Annotated in this window: 16 protein-coding genes; 7 read left to right on the top strand and 9 right to left on the bottom strand. The window is 55.8% G+C overall.

The features are described 5' to 3' along the window. Nucleotides 1-86: 86 nt before the first annotated feature. The 6 genes from HCX89_RS08395 to HCX89_RS08370 all read right to left on the bottom strand — a co-directional run bounded on the left by HCX89_RS08395 (nt 87) and on the right by HCX89_RS08370 (nt 8,026). Nucleotides 87-1,250: a VWA domain-containing protein gene (locus tag HCX89_RS08395; protein ID WP_167715675.1), complete on the bottom strand. Its 1,164-nt coding sequence runs from the start codon at nt 1,248-1,250 to the stop codon at nt 87-89. Then, nucleotides 1,238-3,547, bottom strand: a complete 2,310-nt coding sequence (locus HCX89_RS08390; protein WP_167715673.1) for a DUF5682 family protein — start codon at nt 3,545-3,547, stop codon at nt 1,238-1,240. Before HCX89_RS08390 ends, HCX89_RS08395 begins: the two co-directional genes overlap by 13 nt. Nucleotides 3,548-3,574: 27 nt before the next feature. Continuing rightward, entirely contained in the window at nt 3,575-4,654 is a 1,080-nt protein-coding gene (locus HCX89_RS08385; protein WP_044735391.1) for an AAA family ATPase, read from the bottom strand. A 4-nt stretch (nt 4,655-4,658) separates the two neighbouring features. Next, nucleotides 4,659-6,128, bottom strand: a complete 1,470-nt coding sequence (locus tag HCX89_RS08380) for a DUF5691 domain-containing protein (protein WP_167715671.1) — start codon at nt 6,126-6,128, stop codon at nt 4,659-4,661. Beyond that, complete coding sequence (locus HCX89_RS08375; RefSeq protein ID WP_167715669.1) at nt 6,122-7,501, bottom strand: SWIM zinc finger family protein; 1,380 nt, start codon at nt 7,499-7,501, stop codon at nt 6,122-6,124. Before HCX89_RS08375 ends, HCX89_RS08380 begins: the two co-directional genes overlap by 7 nt. Nucleotides 7,502-7,876: 375 nt before the next feature. Then, nucleotides 7,877-8,026 (bottom strand): hypothetical protein, encoded by a 150-nt coding sequence (locus HCX89_RS08370; RefSeq protein WP_167715667.1) that lies wholly within the window; start codon nt 8,024-8,026, stop codon nt 7,877-7,879. A 401-nt stretch (nt 8,027-8,427) separates the two neighbouring features. Here HCX89_RS08370 and HCX89_RS08365 point away from each other — a divergent pair, with 401 nt between their 5' ends. Beyond that, nucleotides 8,428-8,862: an HNH endonuclease gene (locus HCX89_RS08365; RefSeq protein WP_167715665.1), complete on the top strand. Its 435-nt coding sequence runs from the start codon at nt 8,428-8,430 to the stop codon at nt 8,860-8,862. A 43-nt stretch (nt 8,863-8,905) separates the two neighbouring features. Here HCX89_RS08365 and HCX89_RS08360 read toward each other — a convergent pair whose 3' ends face one another. The 3 genes from HCX89_RS08360 to HCX89_RS08350 all read right to left on the bottom strand — a co-directional run bounded on the left by HCX89_RS08360 (nt 8,906) and on the right by HCX89_RS08350 (nt 12,461). Beyond that, the gene (locus HCX89_RS08360; protein ID WP_167715663.1) at nt 8,906-9,970 is read right to left on the bottom strand and encodes an aminoglycoside phosphotransferase family protein; all 1,065 of its coding nucleotides are present in this window, start codon (nt 9,968-9,970) and stop codon (nt 8,906-8,908) included. Continuing rightward, nucleotides 9,963-10,898, bottom strand: coding sequence for an NTP transferase domain-containing protein (locus HCX89_RS08355; RefSeq protein WP_117200081.1), 936 nt, complete (start codon nt 10,896-10,898; stop codon nt 9,963-9,965). Before HCX89_RS08355 ends, HCX89_RS08360 begins: the two co-directional genes overlap by 8 nt. 111 nt (nt 10,899-11,009) lie before the next feature. Continuing rightward, complete coding sequence (locus tag HCX89_RS08350; RefSeq protein WP_117200082.1) at nt 11,010-12,461, bottom strand: hypothetical protein; 1,452 nt, start codon at nt 12,459-12,461, stop codon at nt 11,010-11,012. A gap of 230 nt (nt 12,462-12,691) precedes the next feature. On the opposite strand from HCX89_RS08350, the gene gmk reads away from it, so the two are divergent. From gmk to HCX89_RS08320, 6 genes are all read left to right on the top strand, one after another. Then, a complete protein-coding gene (gene gmk / locus HCX89_RS08345; protein ID WP_025888535.1) occupies nt 12,692-13,315 on the top strand; it encodes a guanylate kinase in 624 nt (207 codons plus the stop codon). 59 nt (nt 13,316-13,374) lie between these two features. Next, on the top strand, nt 13,375-13,656 hold the full coding sequence (gene rpoZ, locus HCX89_RS08340) for a DNA-directed RNA polymerase subunit omega (protein ID WP_025010112.1): 282 nt from the start codon (nt 13,375-13,377) through the stop codon (nt 13,654-13,656). A gap of 25 nt (nt 13,657-13,681) precedes the next feature. Further along, on the top strand, nt 13,682-15,790 hold the full coding sequence (gene spoT, locus HCX89_RS08335) for a bifunctional GTP diphosphokinase/guanosine-3',5'-bis pyrophosphate 3'-pyrophosphohydrolase (RefSeq protein WP_028780077.1): 2,109 nt from the start codon (nt 13,682-13,684) through the stop codon (nt 15,788-15,790). Between the two features lie 22 nt (nt 15,791-15,812). Continuing rightward, nucleotides 15,813-16,196 (top strand): RidA family protein, encoded by a 384-nt coding sequence (locus HCX89_RS08330; protein WP_025888534.1) that lies wholly within the window; start codon nt 15,813-15,815, stop codon nt 16,194-16,196. A gap of 57 nt (nt 16,197-16,253) precedes the next feature. Next, a complete protein-coding gene (gene trmH, locus HCX89_RS08325; protein ID WP_025010113.1) occupies nt 16,254-16,946 on the top strand; it encodes a tRNA (guanosine(18)-2'-O)-methyltransferase TrmH in 693 nt (230 codons plus the stop codon). 160 nt (nt 16,947-17,106) lie between these two features. After that, a complete protein-coding gene (locus tag HCX89_RS08320; RefSeq protein WP_044735397.1) occupies nt 17,107-18,762 on the top strand; it encodes an AMP-binding protein in 1,656 nt (551 codons plus the stop codon). The last annotated feature ends 91 nt before the right edge of the window (nt 18,763-18,853 follow it).

Below are 18,853 nucleotides of genomic sequence, written 5' to 3'. Positions count from 1 at the left end.
CTCTTGGCTGTGATGTGAGATAAGGGAAAGCTTCGGCCTGAACCTTTGGATTAAAAAAGCAGGCATCAGCCTGCTTCTTCATGGTATTACTCAGTCGCTCTAACCGTGGCTATGCCGGCGTCTGCCGCCCATTGCAGCACATCCTCCCTTTTTAGCGCCGTAGCCATCAACTCGGGAAATTTGTCCGGCGTACAGGCAAACACCGGGCTGCCGATTGCGGCAAAATCCGCAGCCATTTGGTTGTCATAAGCCGGACGCCCATCGTCGCTCAACGCCAACAGGGTGATCACATTCACTTCGCGGCGCAGCAGTTCAGCAACCCGAGCCTTAAGCTCCTTTTCATTGCCCCCTTCATAGAGATCCGTGATCAGGATAAGGTGAGTCTTGGATGGGCGCTCAATTTTGTCGGCGCAGTAAGCTACCGCTTGGTTAATATCTGTGCCACCACCCAGTTGCACGCCAAACAACACTTGCACCGGGTCGGCCAATTCATCAGTAAGGTCCACTACCGCAGTATCAAAACACACCAACCGGGTTTTCACCGCTGGAATGGAGGCCATCACAGCCGCAAAAATGGAACTGTAGACCACAGATGTCGCCATGGAGCCGGACTGGTCAACGCAAAGGATCACCTCGTCCAAATCCACCTGTCGCCGCTGCTTGCGGGTATAGCCCACCAGTTTTTCCGGCATCACAGTGCCAAGTTCAGGTTGATAGTGGCGTAAATTGGCACTGATGGTTCTGTGCCAGTCGATGTCGGCATGACGGGGACGAAAACTGCGTTTGCTTTTATCCACGGCACCACGAATGGCCTCGGCAGTTTTTTGTTCCAGCCTGGCCAGGAGTTCATCTACCACCTTGCGAATGATCTGCCGCGCCGTTTCCATGGTTTGCGCCGGCATCATGCCCCCGAGGCTGACGAGATCCGCAACCAAGTGCACATCGGCCTCCATAGCTTGCAGGAACTCGGGCTCCATCAGCATCTGTTTCAGGCCCAAGCGCTCGAAGGCATCCCGCTGCACCAACTGCACCACAGATGCCGGGAAAAATTCGCGAATATCCCCAAGCCAACGCGCCACCCTGGGTGCTGAGCCACCCAAGCCCCCGCGACGTGTCTCTGAATGTTTGCCGTCACCATAGAGTGCCGACAACGCCTCATTCAAACGCTTGTCGCTGCCATTGAGGGGCGCCTGTTCCAATTCCGCGCCAAGGGCCAGTTGCCAGCGACGCTGTCTCATCAATTCATCCATTGATTGTCTCCTGCAAGCAACTTGCCCAGCGCTTCCAGATGGGCAGGCCAGAGCGGTACCAAGGCATCATTCACGGAATACTGAGTGCCTTTTGCCACAGCTTTGGCATTGAGACTATCCAGCAGTCGGCGACGCTCCATGGCATCCAACTCGGCAAATACCCGCCGCAGCAACGGCAGACTCTCGACAAACGCCTCTTCCTCAAGCGATAACAGCCAATTGTCCACCGACTGTCGCAACCTGGGGTCGTAAAGCAAGCGTTCGGCAGCCCCGCTGAAGAAGCCCTCGAAGAACCCCTTGGCTTCGGCAATCGGATTGGCCGGTGACAACATTTTCGCCATCAATTGAGCCAGGTAGTCTTCATCCAGGCGTTTGGCCTGATACAGCAGGCGACAGCACAGCCCGCGGACTCCCGCATCACATAGGCCAGTATTGACCACTTCGATTAACGCCTGCCACCAGCCCTCCATGACAGAATCTGCCACTTGTGCCAACTCCAACTGGGCATGTGCTCTGCCTACGGCCAGCCGGTAATGATTACTTTCGTCCTCATTTAACTGGCGAACAGCAATGGGCAAGGATAAAGATGCCTGCACCGCCAAGCGTTCAATCAACTCATTGACATGCGCCAGCGACAGGTTTCTCGAGGTACCGTAGCGGCTGATATCCACCAGAGGAGGCAAACAATCCAGCAGATCCAAGCCCTCGGCAGTGTGTGCTGCACGCTCGGCCAACAGTTCGAAGCCCAGCTCTACCGCTCGGGGCAATTCAGCCTCCAAGGCCTCCAACACCAGGTTTGCCAGCTCACCCAGTTGCCTTTGCTCCCGCATGCGCTGGATGGTACGTTCGGCTGCCGCCTGTACAAGTGAACTGCCATAGATTTGATTTTCAACCAGTTGCACCGCAAACTCAGGTTGCCAGGCGATCACCCAACGCTCACGGAAAGTTCCTCGGCTTGCGCCGGCACTGCCCTGCTCGCCCCAAGGCACATCGAGCAGCCTCAGGCGATGCAAAAACCAGGATTTCAGCTGGCCCGACTCACTGCGCAAGTCGAGAGAAAGCTCCCGCGGCAAAGCCTCGCTCTTGAGACGGGTTTTCTTTTGCCAACGCTGCAAGTCATCCAAGAGGGGGGCCAAAGGCACATCTGCGGGTATTTCACCGACCCGGGAGCCGAGCAGGAGTTGCTGCGAAATCTGTTGCCACCACCTGGCTTCTCCGCCGCACATAGTGGCGATAGATGCATCCCGCACCTCTTCGAATCCAGGACTGGGACGAGCGCGAATGGCAGCCAAGCTATGACACAGGCGCAGGGTCTCAATCACAGCGGCGGTTGAAACCATTAGCCCGGCCGCTCTCAACATGTCGGCAACCTGGGTTAGCCAACGAGTCAAAGATACCTCGTCATAACCGTGTTGCCACAGGTGGCTATACCACATGGGCGCGGCCACCCCGGCCCCATAGCCAGACTCACTGGCAAGCCTTGGGCTGGTCCAGGGGATCCAGGTTGAACTCACCCGCTTGGGCGCCAGTTTTGCCGGGAGGCTTTTCAATTGAGCCTTATCTTCTTTCTGGCTAACCTTAGTCTTCAACCCCGGCAGATGCCAGGCACCGCAAACCACAGCGATTGGTCCCGCGTTTTGTTTGGCCGCCTCGGCAATTTGCAGCCGCATAAAGGCTTCTCGCTGGGCTTCTCTCAAGCTGTCATTGGGCATGGCACTCCTGAGCTCGGCCATGGCCTGGGCCAACGCATCAAATAGCTCAGGATCGTCATCACTGCCCTGTTCTATGACATGATTCCACCAACTTTCACCGTCCTCATAACCGGCAAGCAAGGCCAGTGCTGAGACAGGATCCTGACGGAGCCGGCCCTCGTAAGGCGCGGTGGAATCTTCAGGAAGAGAGGCTGAATCTGTATCGTCAGCTTCTGTCGCTGTATCGTTGTCATCTTCCGACTCAGGCCCAATATCCTGCAGCCTGGATGCCAACTGCACAGATACAGGCAAATCAATAAAACGCACCTCGGTATTGGTGTTCAATGCCCAGCGGCACGCCTGATACTCGGGCGAATATTCGGCAAAGGGATAATAGAGGCTGTGGCCTGTTTCATCGGTGACAAATGACAAGAGAGCCACCGGCGGTTTCATCTCGTCACTGGCCAAAAATGGCACCAGTTCACTGCAATCAGCCGGTCCTTCTATCAGAACCAACGCCGGGTTCAACCGCTCCAGCGCCGCCACCAGCCGCCGGGCCGAGCCCGGACCATGGTGGCGAATGCCAAAATAATGGATATTCTTCATGGGCAAGTGTTCTCTGGCGGTCACGGCTCACAGCAGTTCATTGATGCTGTGGTAATAGGAGCTGTAATCACTGCGTTTTTTCAGCACAGTCTCGAGATACTCCTCGAGTACCAACTTGTCCTGCACAGGGTCTTTCACTATGGCTCCCACCAGGTTGGCTCCCACGTCAGCAGCTCCCAGTTGACCATCGCCGAACCAGGCTGCCTGACTCAAGCCGCCAACCATCACGGCAATAGCCTCGGCAGTGGACAGATTCCCCGAAGGCACCTTGAGCGCCATCTTGCCATCCAAGGTAGCGCCGCTTCTCAGTTCGCGGAAGATAGTTACCACTTTCTCAATTTCACTGCTGGCACTGGCGGGCACCGGCAGTGACAGGCTTTGACCCATCTCGACCACCCGGCGACGAATGATCTCTACTTCTTGCTCCATATCATCGGGTAGCGGCAACACTACTACGTTGAAGCGCCGCTTGAGTGCCGAAGACAGCTCATTCACACCTTTATCGCGGTTATTGGCGGTAGCTATGATGTTGAAACCACGCTTGGCAAACACAGCATCGTTCAGCTCGGGCACCGGCAACATTTTTTCAGACAATACGGTTATCAGGGTATCCTGGACATCCGAACCCATGCGGGTCAATTCCTCCAGACGGCACAAGGTACCAGACTCCATGGCCCGGAACAGTGGTGTCGGCACCAAGGCGTCCTTACTGGGCCCTTTGGCAAGCAGCTGAGCATAGTTCCAACCGTAACGAATTTGGTTTTCATCTGTGCCTGCAGTGCATTGGATCACCTGGGTACTGTTGCCCGAAATAGCCGCAGCCAGATGCTCGGACACCCAGGACTTGGCAGTACCCGGTACCCCAAGGAGCAACAGCGCCCTGTCAGTGGCCAAAGTCGCAACCGCTGTTTCGATAAGGCGACGATTGCCTATGTATTTGGGGCTGATAGACACCCCGGAATCCGTAGTGCCACCGAGTAGATACTTGACCACACTTTTAGGCGTCAGTTGCCAATTCTCGGGCTTTTGGCCATGATCTTCTTCTTTCAGAGCATCCAGCTCGGCTTGATAAATGACTTCCGCCGGTTGCCTTAATACGTCACTCATCTTTTCATCCTTCTCGTTGCAAACTTACGTTAAATTTCAAATAGTCGAGTATTGGGTGCATGGGCGATATCCCCAGCGTCTTTGTCTCGGCCAGCAGCCACTGAGCACACTCGAGGTTCAGGCACAAACCCAATTGTTGCATCACCCAAGCGAGTTGCCGTTCTATCTCGTCCGCATCCTTGGCTTGCACCAGAGTTTTAAGTTGTTTAAGCAGTTCAGCCGTGGCCTTGCAACGGCTGAACTCAGCGACACTCAGCCAGTGCCATTCACCGCTAAATAGTGCGTACGGAGCATTGGGGAGCAGATCGCCGGGAGCCTTGGACAGTAGCGCCTGAGCCAGGTTGACCTTGGCTTGCTCGTTTAACCTGGATACCAATAAACCCAGTTCAACCATGGGATTTTCATTTTCCTCAACGGCCCAATCGAGCAGTCGATTGGCCACCAACAACACCTGTTCCTCGGGCAAACTGGCAGCAACATTCAGCAGCAAGGCCTGATTGGGGCTATTGAGCCCCTTACCGGCGTTGTCGGCAAAGGACCACTGGCACAAAAGCTGCTCCAGACTCATGCCCAGCCCAGTTGCCAGCAAAGGCAAGGAAATGCTCTTCAGTGCGGCGCAGCGGTCACGATTCTGGACACTGTTTTTCAGCACAGGAGCAAGCAGCACAGTTTCGCGCCGTAGCAGCCCCCGAGGTTTCAGTGACAGCCAAGTTACCAGCTCAGTGAGTGCCTCATCTTCCGCTTGCAGGTTGCCCTGACCTAAGCGCATCTGCAATTGATTGGCCAGTTCCTTCACTTTCTGGGATCTGTCTTTTTCCAGAGATACCAATAAGGGCAAGTCTGCCGAGCTCAGTCCATCTGCCAATACCTGATAGAGATTCAGGCGTTTATCGGCGGCTTCCGAGGCGGCCATGCTTGCCAGCAAATCACGAGCGGCATCCGGCGATCGGCGCCGCAGCAGCCTAAGCGCAGCCAGCCTCTGTGCCGGGCTTTTATCGGGCCAGCTCTCTTCGGTAAGCGGTGCATCCCTGGCATCGGTAACCCAGCAAACCCAAGGTTCAAACTCAGGCGGCAGCTCTGCATCCTGTCGACCGGGCAGCCAGTCTTCGGGATGAGGGGAAAAACCACGACTCACCAGCAGCGCCAACAGCGCCTGATATTGACTACCGGATGTGGTGGTCAGCGCCAGTAACTGCCTGAATGCCGGGCGACATTGGCCGGGCAATAGGGATAGACTCAGTTGCGGCAAGCCGGGCAAGGTTTTAAGCGCCCCGGGGGGATGGGGTTGTTGCAACAGGGGATACTGGCTGCAATAGGCCAGCGCCATCAGGGTGCGCTCGTCATCGTCGGCATCGGCGGGCACTGTCCAGTGCTCAGGAAGCAAAACCGGCGCGCCGCCATCACCTATCAACCAACGCTGCTTGAGTTCGTCAATCTGCGCCAGATCCTGTTCCAGGGTTTCAGCATTTAGCATGAGATCACCCCCCAGGCACTGGTACAAACAGACAGAAGCTCGGCTCCATCACCACGCCAGCAGACAAAGGCCCCTTGCAAGTCTCCCTGTGCCAAGGGTGGCAAGTCTCTCCCCTTCACCGGAATTAGCTGCTCCTCGACACTGAGCCAATAACCACCGTCCTCTGCCTGCTGCAAACGGCAAGGGCCCAGCACCAAAGGCACTGAAGTTTCCCATGGCAAGGTGCGCCGCAGCATAAACAAAGCTTGCTCTGGTGTCATAGCCGAGGCTGCGGGCCAGGATACGGCTTCTGGTGCCAGAATCTGGTACTGGGTCAATATGGCGCGCTGCGGCGCCCTGGAGGGATAAAAGACCAGTTCCCCTTCAAGCAAGGTACCGGCCCTGAGGCTGGCCTCACGTTTGCCTGCCGTGGCTGGATAATAGTCGAGCAACATGGCGCCTGAGCTACACTGGCCATCCAGTGGCCAAAGCCAGGTCGCATGGCTAACCAAACCATCCCGTCGGGTTTCGATACGCTCACCAAGGCATAACCAGCGGCCACTGACCCCGGTTGCGACATTGGCCAGCAGCTGTTCTCGATTTTCCGCCCCAACCAGCGCCCGGCGAACATCGGGATCCTGCGGATTGATTCGCCAGGCCCGGGAAAGCAAGACCCAGATCCCCAGCTCTTCTATCAGCCGGGCCAGTTGCCGCTCAAACGGCAGTCCAGCCAACAAGGACGGTAATTCATCGACTCTGGATGCCAAGGCACTCGCTTTAGCATCCACCAACCTTGCGGCAATGCGTCGAACCCTGGGGCGTAAATCCTTAAGCAGTCCAGAAAGACCGGTTCGCTGTTGATCGCGGATCCACAGCTCAAGCTCGGCCAACCCTTCGCGTATGCTTTGCTCGCTGGCTTGCTGCGCCGCCAAAGCCCGCTTTTGCTTTTGCGCGGCATTCTTGGCGAGTTGCTCCGGGCTGAGCATTGGCTCTTCATCACCGGCGGTGGCGATATTTTTTGCCACCGAAGGCTTGTTATCCTCAGTTGCGGTGGCAGAACCGCGACGACGACGGGACAACCATTCCCCAACCCAATCGGGCGGGGTTGACTCATTGAAGCTGTCTTGGCTTTCACTGAAGATCCACATCAATGCAAGCACATGTTTACACGGGAATTTTCTAGATGGGCAGGTACACTTGTAGCCATGGTCGACCACATCTGCCATGGTGAGGTAGGGATTGGCACCCGATCCCTGGCACTGCCCCCAAATACTATTGAGTTCAGAGGCTACGCCCAACATGGGCCACTTGGATGTATTGAGCAGCTTTTTGGCAGCCCCCAGAGATGACTGATCCGGGGCCAGGTCCTGCACTACCTGTAATGGGAGTTCCATTTCCAGTCCTTGTTCTCTTGCCCGCCGCCAACGAATGAGGGGCAGACAAAGACGTCCTATCCTATTGGGCTAAAGACAAAAGCCCTTCAAATTCAAGTGCGAGATTCTGCCTGAATTAGACTGGAAAAGAAATTGCCTTTACCCGAATGGCAAGAGTTTTAGATAAGCATTTGATCTTAAGCACAGCAAAGGAAAGTGCCTTGCCTCCCGGCTGTAACAAGCTGAAATAGGCAGTAGACAAGTTCGATAACCGGGAGAAATCAATTTTCTAATTGATTTTAAAGGGGTACTGTCCATACTGGCAGCATCTCTAGGAGGGCTTATGGCAAATCAACGTAGGTGGGAACGGGATGAACTACTGGTGGCTTTTTATCTTTATAGCCACACGCCCTTTGGCAGAATAAGCCAGCGTAACCCAGAAATAATCCAGATAGCCGAACTCATGCAAAGGTCGGCCTCATCGCTATCGATGAAGATGGCGAATATTGCCAGCTGTGACCCCAGCATCACCTCTACAGGTCGCAAGGGACTCCCTGGTGCTTCTAGAGCCGACAAAGCCATGTGGCAAGAGATGACCCAGGACTGGGAAACCTTCTATCTCAAAGCTTATGCTGCCCACCAGCAGTTAATGCAATCCTCTGAGCCACAAAATGTAAAGTCCGCAGGAACAGACGATTTTCACGGTAGGGAAAGAGAGACGCTGACTAAGGAAGGTGCGAACAAGTCCCATGTGTGCTCTGCGTCGGCTTACAGGCCTGGATGCAAGGCGTGGTTCGCAGCAAATGGCCCTAGTCCTTTGCAAGAAGCACAACACAGCAGACAGGTCTGCAAGCCACGCCCTTCGGGGCTTTCACAGCAACCGGCTCTCTGCGTTATCCGACTTCGACAGGCCCCGGCATGCCTTCAGTCAGATGCCTTGAACGCCAATGGCTGTGCAAGCCAGAGTGCCACGAGGACTTATTCGCACCTTCCCTAAGGCCAGAGTCGGCCAACAAGTATTTAGAAGCTCGGTTTTGAGTGCCTATGATTTTCGCTGTTGCATAACAGGATTAGACATTCCAGAGTTACTGATTGCCAGCCATATAGTGCCTTGGAGCCAAGAGCCTAAGCAACGTCTCAACCCCAGTAACGGCCTGTGTCTTTCCAGCTTGCATGACGCAGCTTTTGATAAAGGCTTGATCACTTTGAATTCCCATCTGGAGTTGCTGCTATCCCCTAAACTCCTGACGAAAGAAAATCGATATTTGAGTGACAGTTTTGAGCGCTTTGAAAACCAGCCCATTCGTCTACCAAACAAGTTTGCCCCGGCAGAAGAATATCTAGCCCTGCATCGCCAGCAGATTTTCCAGGCTATATCGTAAAGGAGACCTCTCACCGCCCCCTTTTCAGAGACGGCGAAATAGCTCAAACCAAGCACGCCTTAAGCGCCTCGCTCTGCTGCAATAGGCTGAGATAGAGGGTGAACTGGTTGGCGGCTCTGTCCAGGTTGTGGCCTTCGCGGTGGATATGGAAATACTTATCCCCCAACAGATAGTCGGTGAGGAAACGCACACCTATCATAAGACAAATCACCCGGGCACCCAGCCATAGGCTCTGGCGCTCCAGTGGCGTCAACACCTCGCCCAGCTCTGCCAGGTAACCCCGGCAGATGGCGGCAAACACTTCGGGCCTGACTCTGACCTTATCGAGTGCGGTGGAGTCTTCTGCCTCGGGCGAGCAGAAGGTGCGCACCATGTCGCCGAAGTCATACATCAGGAAACCCTTCATGCAGGTGTCGAGATCTATGATAGCCATGCTGGACATATCACGCTTGTCGAACAGCATGTTGTTGATCTTGGTGTCGTTGTGGCAAATTCGCAGCGGCAAACCGGCACAGGTATCTTCAAGCTCCGCAAGCAGCGATTGCTGGGACAAGGCCAACTCTGCCCACTGCCGACAGTGCTGCAGGCGCCCAAGCGGGTCCTCGGTAACCGCCTTGGAAAGGGCTTCGATTCTGCCCGGCAGATGGTGAAACAGAGGGATCACATCTTCCAGTTCATGGGGGTCTACTTGGCTCAAGGCGCGGGCGAAATGGCCAAAGGCACGCGCCGCCTGTTCGGCCTCGGCCTCAGAGCGCACCACTTCGATGCTCTGACTGAAAGGCAGATAACTGATGGCGCGCCAGAATCCCTGTTCACCGAGATCCACCGCCAATTGCTGCTCGCGGGTCATCACAGGCCTTATCAGCTGCAGTTGATAGTCGCCTTGCGCAGCACACTGACTTAAATGCTCGCTGACCTTGGCCGCATTATTGACCAAGGCCTTGGGCGCGCGAAATACCTGGGTGTTGATCTTTTGCAGCACAAGTTCGCTATCGGCGCTGCGGATCAGAAAAGTGTCGTTGATATGGCCATTGCCCAGTGGGCTAATTTTGGCATTGTCAGGGATCCCGAAGTGAGGCAGCACCTGCTGCCGGATAAGCTCAAGCACCCATTAACTCCTGTAATTGCTGTTTCACCCGGGCGGCGTCCTGGGGATATGTAACTCCCAACCAGGCCTCGCGGGCGGTTTCCACCCTGACACTGCGGATGGCAAGGTTTTGCTGTTGTTGGCACGGCTCTGGGTCTGGCTGCTCGATTGCATTTTGCACTATCGCAGGCAGATAACACTCGGCTTTAAGATCATCGCCATGGGTTGCCAAAAAGCGTCTGAGCCCCAGCTCCAGTGCGGCAAATATATTCGCCGAAAAACCCCAGCAGGTCATGGATACCAAGGCATCGGCGGCTATCGGCCGACGTTCGCCCTGAAGCTCTCCCTCAAGGCCATGGGTGCCTTGACGAATATCGAGCCACTCCTGCACCGAAGTCAGGTAACCCTTCCCATTGACCTCACACAGGCCACGATTCACTCCGCCATGCTCGGACAAGGTCAGTCCCAGCGGCCAGGCCACCATCATCCATTCATTGGGATGTTGCCTAAGCCCCTCGGCCAACTGCACAAAGGCATGATCGCCATAATAATCATCTGCGGTGATCACTGCCATGGGGCCATCGACCAGATGCCTGGCACTCCAGAGGGCATGCGCCGTGCCCCAGGGTTTTTGCCTGTTACTGTGGCGCTTTGTGATATCCCCTGTCTGCCTTGCCGATACCGGCTGTGGCAGATCGTCCAGCGTCTGATAACAACAGTGCCACTCAAACCCGGAAGGCAGGAAGTCGCTTAACTGGCGACGGATCTCGCTTTCAAGCTCAGGGCGGATAACCAGCACGGCGCGGGCAAACCCGGCCTTGATGGCCGAGCGTAACGCCAATTGCAGCATGGTTTCCCCATTGGGCCCCAATGCCGCCAACTGTTTATCACCGCCAAAACGGCTTCCCAGCCCGGCGGCCATAATCACCAGAGTTAATTTTGTATCCATAAACTGTCGAATATGCCGCGAAGAAAGCCGAGCCGAAAGAAGCGAGGCAGTATAACAGAATCACAGCTCTGATGAACCAAAGCTGTGGTTAACCGTGCACCAACATGCGCCCTATTCAATAAGCTGCCGGAAGGCAGGAACAGAACCCAATGCCGCCTGACTGCCCTTGAGGCTGAAGTCATAGCCGCAGAGCTTAACCGAGCCCCGCCGCGCCATATCCTGAACAATCACCTGACTATCCAGAGGACTGAAGGCCGCTTCGACCTTGCCGTTATCGCCGATAACGACCGACATGGGCCGATAGCCAGTGCCATTGTTGAACACCAGCTCGGCGCAGCGGCGATCGCCCTTGGCGGTAGCCAGATCCCACAAGGGGCCAGGGGCGTCAGTATCGCCAAGCCAGCTCATACGCAGCAAGTCGCCATCGAGCGACAGGTTGAAGCTGTCCGGCAGGCGCACAGTCACCCTGTCGGAAGTTGCGGCCGCAATCTCAGTAGTCTCACGGCCTGATGCGTCATTAGGCTCAGCCTGAGGCCACAGCAGCCATATGATCAATCCCAAACCAAGCAACGCTGTGACCAGAGCGGCTATGGCAAGTCCCTTACGCTGGGCGGCCGAGAGGCTGCCAAGCCGCTGCCAAAGTTGCAATACGGCATCGCGCCAGGAGAGCAGCAATACCGACAAGGAACCGGTGCGGTCGACCTCATCATCAACCCCAGGCTCAGTGCTATTGACCTTATGCCGGGCTTGCTTCTCTGTATGCCAGCCAGGCTCTGTATCTATCGCTGAGGTATCGACCTCGGTCGGCGCCGAGTCGAAATAACGGCTGCGGCCAGGTCCATAGGATATGGCGTCATGACTGATATCATGGTCGCTATTGGCAGCAGCAAAGCTTGCCGGCTCATGCGCTTGGCTCAGAGGGTGCTCAGGCTGCTGCCCCGCGGCACTATACCCGGCGCCGCTGTGATGCGGTTGGTTATCATCGTGGTCGCTGCTCTGATAAACGTGATCATCTGAATAGCCTTGAGCGTGGTCATCCGCATAGCCATGAGCTTGATTATCTGAATAGCCTTGAGCGTGGTTATCCGAATAGCCATGAACATCACTGCCCAGGGTTGGCTCGACCCGTCTTATCTTGCTCTTACGCTCGGCGCTCAAAGGCACAGGGCCACAGTATCCCTGCACATAGTCTCGCTTGCTGCGGGCGCCGCGGCCGCGATTCCCACCAGGCAACAGCGCCAAACCTGCATGCAGCACCAAAGCCAGCACCAGGGCACCTATCAGATAACTGCCAGCCTGGTCGGTACTCAGGGCCAACAGCAGAATGAGCCAAGGCAGCAGGGCTATCAGTGACAACCAGGGGTTACGGCCGCCATCACCCAAGCGACGACGGCAACTGAGCAGTAGTACGGGCACCAGTAAAATCCCGGGCACCCAGATGAAACTGCCGCCACCAAAAAGCAACCCCAGCACGAGTAGCAAAAGATAGACGGCGCCACTGATGGCCGCGTGTCGCAGACCATTATCGTAACCCTGAATACAGATGAGCGATTTATACAGCACAGAACCCCTTAAAAATCGACCGACTTATTGATGCCAGCCTAACGAATTTGATGGCAATTGTCAGCGCCACTGGCATGGCAGCATTGCCTGCCTATATAATAGCTGCCCTTAAGGAAGCTGCCTTGAACACCTGTAGCTGGCACAAGCCAGAGTGCCGACAGAGCATAGTTCGCAGCTTCCCTCATCAGCCACCGGCTTTTTTACAGCCAAAGACTTGGAACCCAAATATTATGAGTGCACGCGGAAACCTTTTTATTGTCTCGGCCCCCAGTGGAGCGGGCAAATCGTCACTGATTGCAGCCCTGCTGGCCAATAAACCGGCCGACAAACAAGTTTCCGTATCGCACACCACCCGCCAGCCCCGTCCGGGAGAGGTTCACGGCCAGCACTATCATTATGTGTCGGTGGAGGAGTTCAAGGCGCTGATTGCCGAAGAAGCCTTCTTCGAGTGGGCCGAAGTCTTCGGTAACTTTTATGGTACTTCCCGCAAGGTCATTGAAGAGACGCTTGAACGGGGCATAGATGTGTTCCTGGATATCGACTGGCAGGGTGCCCAACAAGTGAAGAAACTGATGCCCGAGGCCATCGGCATCTTTATTCTGCCACCGTCCCGCGAAGAACTGGAGCGCCGTCTGACCGGGCGCGGTCAGGACAGCAGCGAAGTCATCGCCTCCCGCATGGCACAGGCAGTGTCAGAAATGTCCCACTATAAAGAGTATGATTTCATCATAGTCAACGACGATTTTGAGACTGCACTGGGGGATCTGAGCGCGATCATTCGCTCGCAACGCCTGACTCGTGCTAGTCAAATTAATACTCACAATGATATGCTTAAGGGTCTGTTGGCAGATTAATTGCCTTCGTGTACAATTTTGCGTCATTTTTTCCATTCAAATCACTGGAGTTTCAACACATGGCTCGCGTTACTGTAGAAGACGCCGTTAAACAAATCGGCAACCGTTTTGATATGATCATGGTTGCGGCGCGTCGTGCCCGTCAGATCGCCGTCCAGGGTAAAGATCCTTTGGTTGAAGAGCAAAACGACAAACCCACTGTTATCGCACTGCGCGAAATCGAACAGGGACTGGTTAACTCAGCGACTCTGGATGCCGATGAGCGCCAGAGCGTACGTGAGCGCGAAGCAGCTGAAATTGCTGCCGTGGCAGCGATTGCAGAAGGTAACTCTTCACTCTAAGGCATATTCTTAGGAGAACAGCCACTTGTATCTGTTTGAAGGTCTCAAGGAGTCTGCCGCCAGTTATCTGGAGCCGGAGCAGGTAGAATTACTCAAGCAGGCCTATCAGGTGGCGCGTGATGCCCATGAAGGGCAGATGCGCACCAGTGGCGAACCCTATATTACCCATCCGGTTGCGGTTGCCCGCATCCTGGCCGAAATGCGTCTCGACCACGAGACGCTGATGGCCGCCCTGCTGCACGACACCATAGAAGACACCCAAGTTACCCATCAGGATCTGGCCGAACTGTTCGGCGCCTCGGTGGCGGAGCTGGTAGAAGGTGTCTCCAAGCTCGACAAGATCAAATTCCGCGACAAGAAAGAGGCCCAGGCGGAAAACTTCCGCAAAATGATGATGGCCATGACCCAGGATATCCGGGTGATCCTCATCAAACTGGCCGACCGCACCCACAATATGCGCACCCTGGGCGCCCTGCGGCCCGACAAACGTCGCCGCATTGCCCGCGAAACCTTGGAAATTTACGCCCCCATCGCCAACCGTCTGGGTATTCACAATATCAAGACAGAGTTGGAAGATCTCGGCTTTCAGGCCTATTACCCCATGCGCTATAGGGTACTCAAAGAGGTGGTTCGTGCCGCCCGCGGTAACCGCAAGGAACTGATCCAGAGCATAGAAACCGCCATTCGTACCCGCCTGGAAGATGTGGGTATCAAGGGCAAGGTCAAGGGCAGGGAAAAGAACCTCTATTCCATCTACAACAAGATGCGCAGCAAAGAGCTGCAATTCCAGGAAGTGATGGATATCTATGCCTTCCGCCTGATAGTGGACTCCATAGACACCTGTTATCGGGTGCTCGGAGTAATGCACGGCCTCTACAAGCCGCGTCCGGGCAGATTTAAAGACTATATCGCCATTCCCAAGGCCAACGGCTATCAGTCGTTGCATACCTCGCTGTTTGGTCCCCATGCGGTACCGGTGGAAATTCAAATCCGTACCGAAGACATGGACCAGATGGCCGATAAAGGGGTTGCGGCCCACTGGATGTACAAGAGTGGCCAGACCGGCGCCTCGGGTACCACTACCCAGCTGCGTGCCCGCAAATGGATGCAAAGCCTGCTGGAATTGCAGCAGAGTGCTTCCACCTCGTTTGAATTTGTTGAAAACGTCAAGACAGAGCTGTTCCCGGAAGAGATCTATGTGTTCACTCCCGAGGGCCGCATTCTGGAACTGCCGGTAGGCGCCACCGCAGTGGATTTCGCCTATGAGGTGCACACGGATGTAGGCAACACCTGTGTCGGCGCCCGGGTCAACCGCCAGGCCTACCCCCTGAGTCAGCCACTGATTTCCGGGCAAACGGTCGAGATCATCACCGCCAAGGGTGCCCGCCCCAACGCCGCCTGGCTCAACTTCGTGGTTACCGGCAAGGCCCGCGCCAAAATCCGTCAGGTGCTCAAGAGCCTCAAGCAGGACGAAGCCAGCACCCTGGGTAGGCGTCTGCTGAACCATGCACTGGGCGAAACCAAGCTGGAACAGATAGATCCGGCGCAGATAGACAAGGTAGTCAAAGACACCAAACACGCCGATCTGCAGTCACTGCTGGCCGACATAGGTCTTGGCAATGCCATGAGCATAGTCATAGCCCAACGCCTCAAGGGCGACAAGATAGAGCCGCAGAAGCAGCATGATGAGCACAAGCTGATGCCGATCCGCGGCGCCGAAGGCATGCTGGTTACTTTCGCCAACTGCTGCCGCCCCATTCCTGGGGATGCCGTGATTGCTCACGTGAGCCCGGGCAAGGGCCTGGTGGTGCACATGGAAAACTGCGCCAACATCCGCGGCTATCAGGGCGAGCCGGACAAGTATATTCCGGTGCAGTGGGATGCCGTCGATGGCGTCGAATTCCAGGCCAACCTGAGGGTCGAAATCGTCAACCATCAGGGCGCGCTGGCGAAGATCACCAATATCATTGCCGCCGAAGGCTCCAATATTCACAATCTCAGCACCGAAGAGCGCGATGGCCGCGTCTATCTGATCAACCTGCGCATCTCGGTTCGCGACCGGATCCATATGGCAAATGTTATGCGCCGAATCAGGGTACTGCCCGAGGTTCTGCGTACATCCCGTAACCGTTGATAACAGAAAAAGAGAGAGCGTTATGGCAGAGAAGATCATCATAGCAACAGACAAGGCTCCCGCCGCTATCGGCACCTACTCCCAGGCAGTCAAAGTAGGCAGCACAGTCTACCTGTCCGGGCAGATCCCGCTGGATCCAGCCACCATGGCACTGGCAGGTGACGACTTTGAAACCCAGGTTGTACGGGTATTCGACAACCTCAAGGCCGTCTGTGAAGCCGCCGGCGGTTCCATGGCCGATATCGTCAAACTGAATATCTATATGCTGGATCTGGGCAACTTTGCCACGGTCAACGAAATCATGAGCCGTTACTTCAACCAGCCTTACCCGGCCCGCGCCGCCATCGGCGTGAAAGAGCTGCCAAAGGGTTCTCTGGTCGAAATGGACGGTGTGATGGAACTCTGAGTTCCATCCCCAATACAGGGCGCTACGGCGCCCTTTTTCATATAGGATCCCCCGCCAATGAGCCCCGAACGCTTCGCTCGCATCAACCAAATGCTGGATATGCGCCAGCCGGATCTGAGCCTGATCCTGGACAAAGTCCACAAGAGCAACAATATTTCCGCCGCGCTGCGCAGTGCCGATGCTGTGGGTATCCACGAAATTCATGCAGTCTGGCCCGATGCCGATATGCGCCTGTCCGGCAATACCGCCTCCGGCAGCCAGCAGTGGGTCAAAACCATTAAACACTATGACTTCGCCTCGGCTGCCAAGGCCTGCAAGGCGCGCGGGATGCAGCTGGTCGCCACCCATTTCGGCCCTCAGGCCCGTGACTTTAGGGAGCTGGATTACCGCCGCCCCACCGCCTTTATTGTCGGCAATGAACGTGATGGTATCAGCGCCGAAGCCCTGGCACTAGCCGACGAGCAGGTAGTGATCCCCATGGTCGGCATGGTGCAATCCCTCAATGTCTCGGTGGCGTCGGCGCTGCTATTGTATGAGGCGCAGCGTCAGCGGCAGGAGGCCGGGCTCTATGGCGCCCGCAAGCTGGACAATGACTATTGCCAGACCATGTTGTTTGAGCAAGGCCACCCCATTTATGCCAAAGCCTGTCGGCGCAAAGGCATTCCCTACCCGGCCATAGACACGCAGGGCCAGATAGTCGCCGCTGCCGACTGGTGGCAGCGGATGCGTGAACCCATCCCCGAACTGTGAAGCTTTTCAAACAACCGATTAAATATTGCGCCAGATCACAATTGTCGCCATACTGGTTTGGCCACTGCATAGCGAAACTAACAGATAATCAGATCGTTGCAGCCGCCGTGGGGGAAGCTGCAGCTACGCAGATAACAAGAACAGTTAAAGGGGACACCCCATGGAAGCATCATTCAAGAGCCCGGTGGAAATGCTCGACCACTGGGTAGAGACTCAAGGCGATGAGATCTATCTCAGGCAGCCGATCAACGGCCAATATCAGGATCTGACCTGGCGTCAGGTACAGGCCAAGGTGCAACAACTCTGCGGCGGCCTGCGTCACTTGGGGCTGCAACCCGGCGACAAGATAGCCGTGCTGTCGAAAAACTGCGCCGAATGGTTCATTACCGATCTGGCGCTGATGCACGGCGGCTATATCAGTGTGCCCATTTACCCCACTGCCAATGCCGATACCATACGCTACGTGCTGGAACACAGTGGCTGTAAGGCCATCATGCTGGGTAAGCTGGATCACTGGGCCGATCAGGAAGCCGGTGTCGGCGGTGATATTCTGCGCCTGGCAATGCCTTATGACACCATGCCGGCTCAATATCACTGGCAGCAGCTGTTGAATCTCGGTACACCTTTGGTGGATGCCCCTTATCCCGAGGCCGAGCAGGTGATGACGCTGATCTACACCTCAGGTTCCACCGGCAAGCCCAAGGGTGCCATCCAAACCTTCGGCAGCTACGGCTGGACCTGTAATGCCGTGGTGCGCGATCTCAAGACAGATGGTAAAGACAGACTGCTATCCTACCTGCCGCTGGCCCATATCACAGAGCGGGTGGCGATAGAGGGTTCCTCTTTCTATTCCGGCTCCTGCGTTGCCTTTGTCGAAAGCCTCGACAGCTTTGTTGCCGATGTGCAGCGAATGCGGCCAACCGTGTTCTTCTCGGTACCTCGGCTGTGGACCCTGTTCCAGAAGAACATTATCGATAAGGTCGGCTACGCCAGGCTCAATCTGCTGCTGAAGATCCCCCTCATCAGCCATCTGGTCAAACGCAAGATCCATAAAGGGCTGGGGCTGGACAAGTGTCGTTTGCTCGGTTCAGGTTCGGCGCCCATACCGCCGTCACTGGTGGAGTGGTATCACAGCATAGGTTTGGATATCTGCGAAGCCTGGGGCATGACAGAAAACTGCGCCTACTCAATCATCAACTTCCCCTTCGATGCCAGTAAGATAGGCACAGTCGGCAAGCCGGTGATCGGCTGCGAAGTCAAGCAGGCGGCCAATGGCGAACTGCTGGTGAAGAGCCCGGGATTGATGCGTGAATACTATAAGGCGCCGGAAGCCACAGCCGCCGCCTTCGATGAAGAGGGCTTTTTCCTCACCGGCGATCTCTGCGCCATAGATGCCGACGGTTGCGTCAGCATCACAGGCCGGGTCAAGGATAACTTCAAGACCGCCAAGGGCAAGTATGTGGCGCCTGTGCCGATTGAACGTAAGCTGGCGCAGGATCCCCATGTGGAGCTTATCTGTGTCATCGGCCTGGGACTGCCTCACCCTGTGGCTTTGGTGCAACTCTCTGAAGGGGCGGCGCTGCAAGCCAGAGAAGAGGTGCGCGCCTCGCTCAAGGCCACTGTGGATGCGGTTAACCCCAACCTGGAATCCCATGAAACCGTGGAAGCGGTTCTGGTGGTCAAGGAGCCCTGGACCATAGAAAATGACGTGCTGACTCCGACGCTGAAAATCAAGCGCCATGTGTTGGAGAGCAGATACGCCAGCCGGATGGAAGGCATTCGCGGTGCCAAGGTTGTCTGGGAAGATGAAATCTAGAGCCGACGCTCCTTGGTTTATCTGATTATCCCGGCTTCGGCCGGGATTTTTGTGACATATTCTGTCAAAAAGAGGTTGCCTTCGGGAGGAA

This window comes from Shewanella sp. Iso12 (genome assembly GCF_012030025.1).
GTDB classification, from domain to species: Bacteria; Pseudomonadota; Gammaproteobacteria; order Enterobacterales; family Shewanellaceae; genus Shewanella; species Shewanella algae.
This window is presented reverse-complemented; position numbering and strand designations above follow the sequence as displayed.

What these genes read in the sequence shown, in the direction of transcription:
- HCX89_RS08395 (WP_167715675.1), bottom strand. Translation starts at nt 1,250, where the DNA reads ATGGATGAATTGATGAGACAGCGTCGCTGGCAACTGGCCCTTGGCGCG.
- HCX89_RS08390 (WP_167715673.1), bottom strand. Translation starts at nt 3,547, where the DNA reads ATGAAGAATATCCATTATTTTGGCATTCGCCACCATGGTCCGGGCTCG.
- HCX89_RS08385 (WP_044735391.1), bottom strand. Translation starts at nt 4,654, where the DNA reads ATGAGTGACGTATTAAGGCAACCGGCGGAAGTCATTTATCAAGCCGAG.
- HCX89_RS08380 (WP_167715671.1), bottom strand. Translation starts at nt 6,128, where the DNA reads ATGCTAAATGCTGAAACCCTGGAACAGGATCTGGCGCAGATTGACGAA.
- HCX89_RS08375 (WP_167715669.1), bottom strand. Translation starts at nt 7,501, where the DNA reads ATGGAACTCCCATTACAGGTAGTGCAGGACCTGGCCCCGGATCAGTCA.
- HCX89_RS08365 (WP_167715665.1), top strand. Translation starts at nt 8,428, where the DNA reads ATGGCTGTGCAAGCCAGAGTGCCACGAGGACTTATTCGCACCTTCCCT.
- HCX89_RS08355 (WP_117200081.1), bottom strand. Translation starts at nt 10,898, where the DNA reads ATGGATACAAAATTAACTCTGGTGATTATGGCCGCCGGGCTGGGAAGC.
- gmk (WP_025888535.1), top strand. Translation starts at nt 12,692, where the DNA reads ATGAGTGCACGCGGAAACCTTTTTATTGTCTCGGCCCCCAGTGGAGCG.
- rpoZ (WP_025010112.1), top strand. Translation starts at nt 13,375, where the DNA reads ATGGCTCGCGTTACTGTAGAAGACGCCGTTAAACAAATCGGCAACCGT.
- HCX89_RS08330 (WP_025888534.1), top strand. Translation starts at nt 15,813, where the DNA reads ATGGCAGAGAAGATCATCATAGCAACAGACAAGGCTCCCGCCGCTATC.
- trmH (WP_025010113.1), top strand. Translation starts at nt 16,254, where the DNA reads ATGAGCCCCGAACGCTTCGCTCGCATCAACCAAATGCTGGATATGCGC.
- HCX89_RS08320 (WP_044735397.1), top strand. Translation starts at nt 17,107, where the DNA reads ATGGAAGCATCATTCAAGAGCCCGGTGGAAATGCTCGACCACTGGGTA.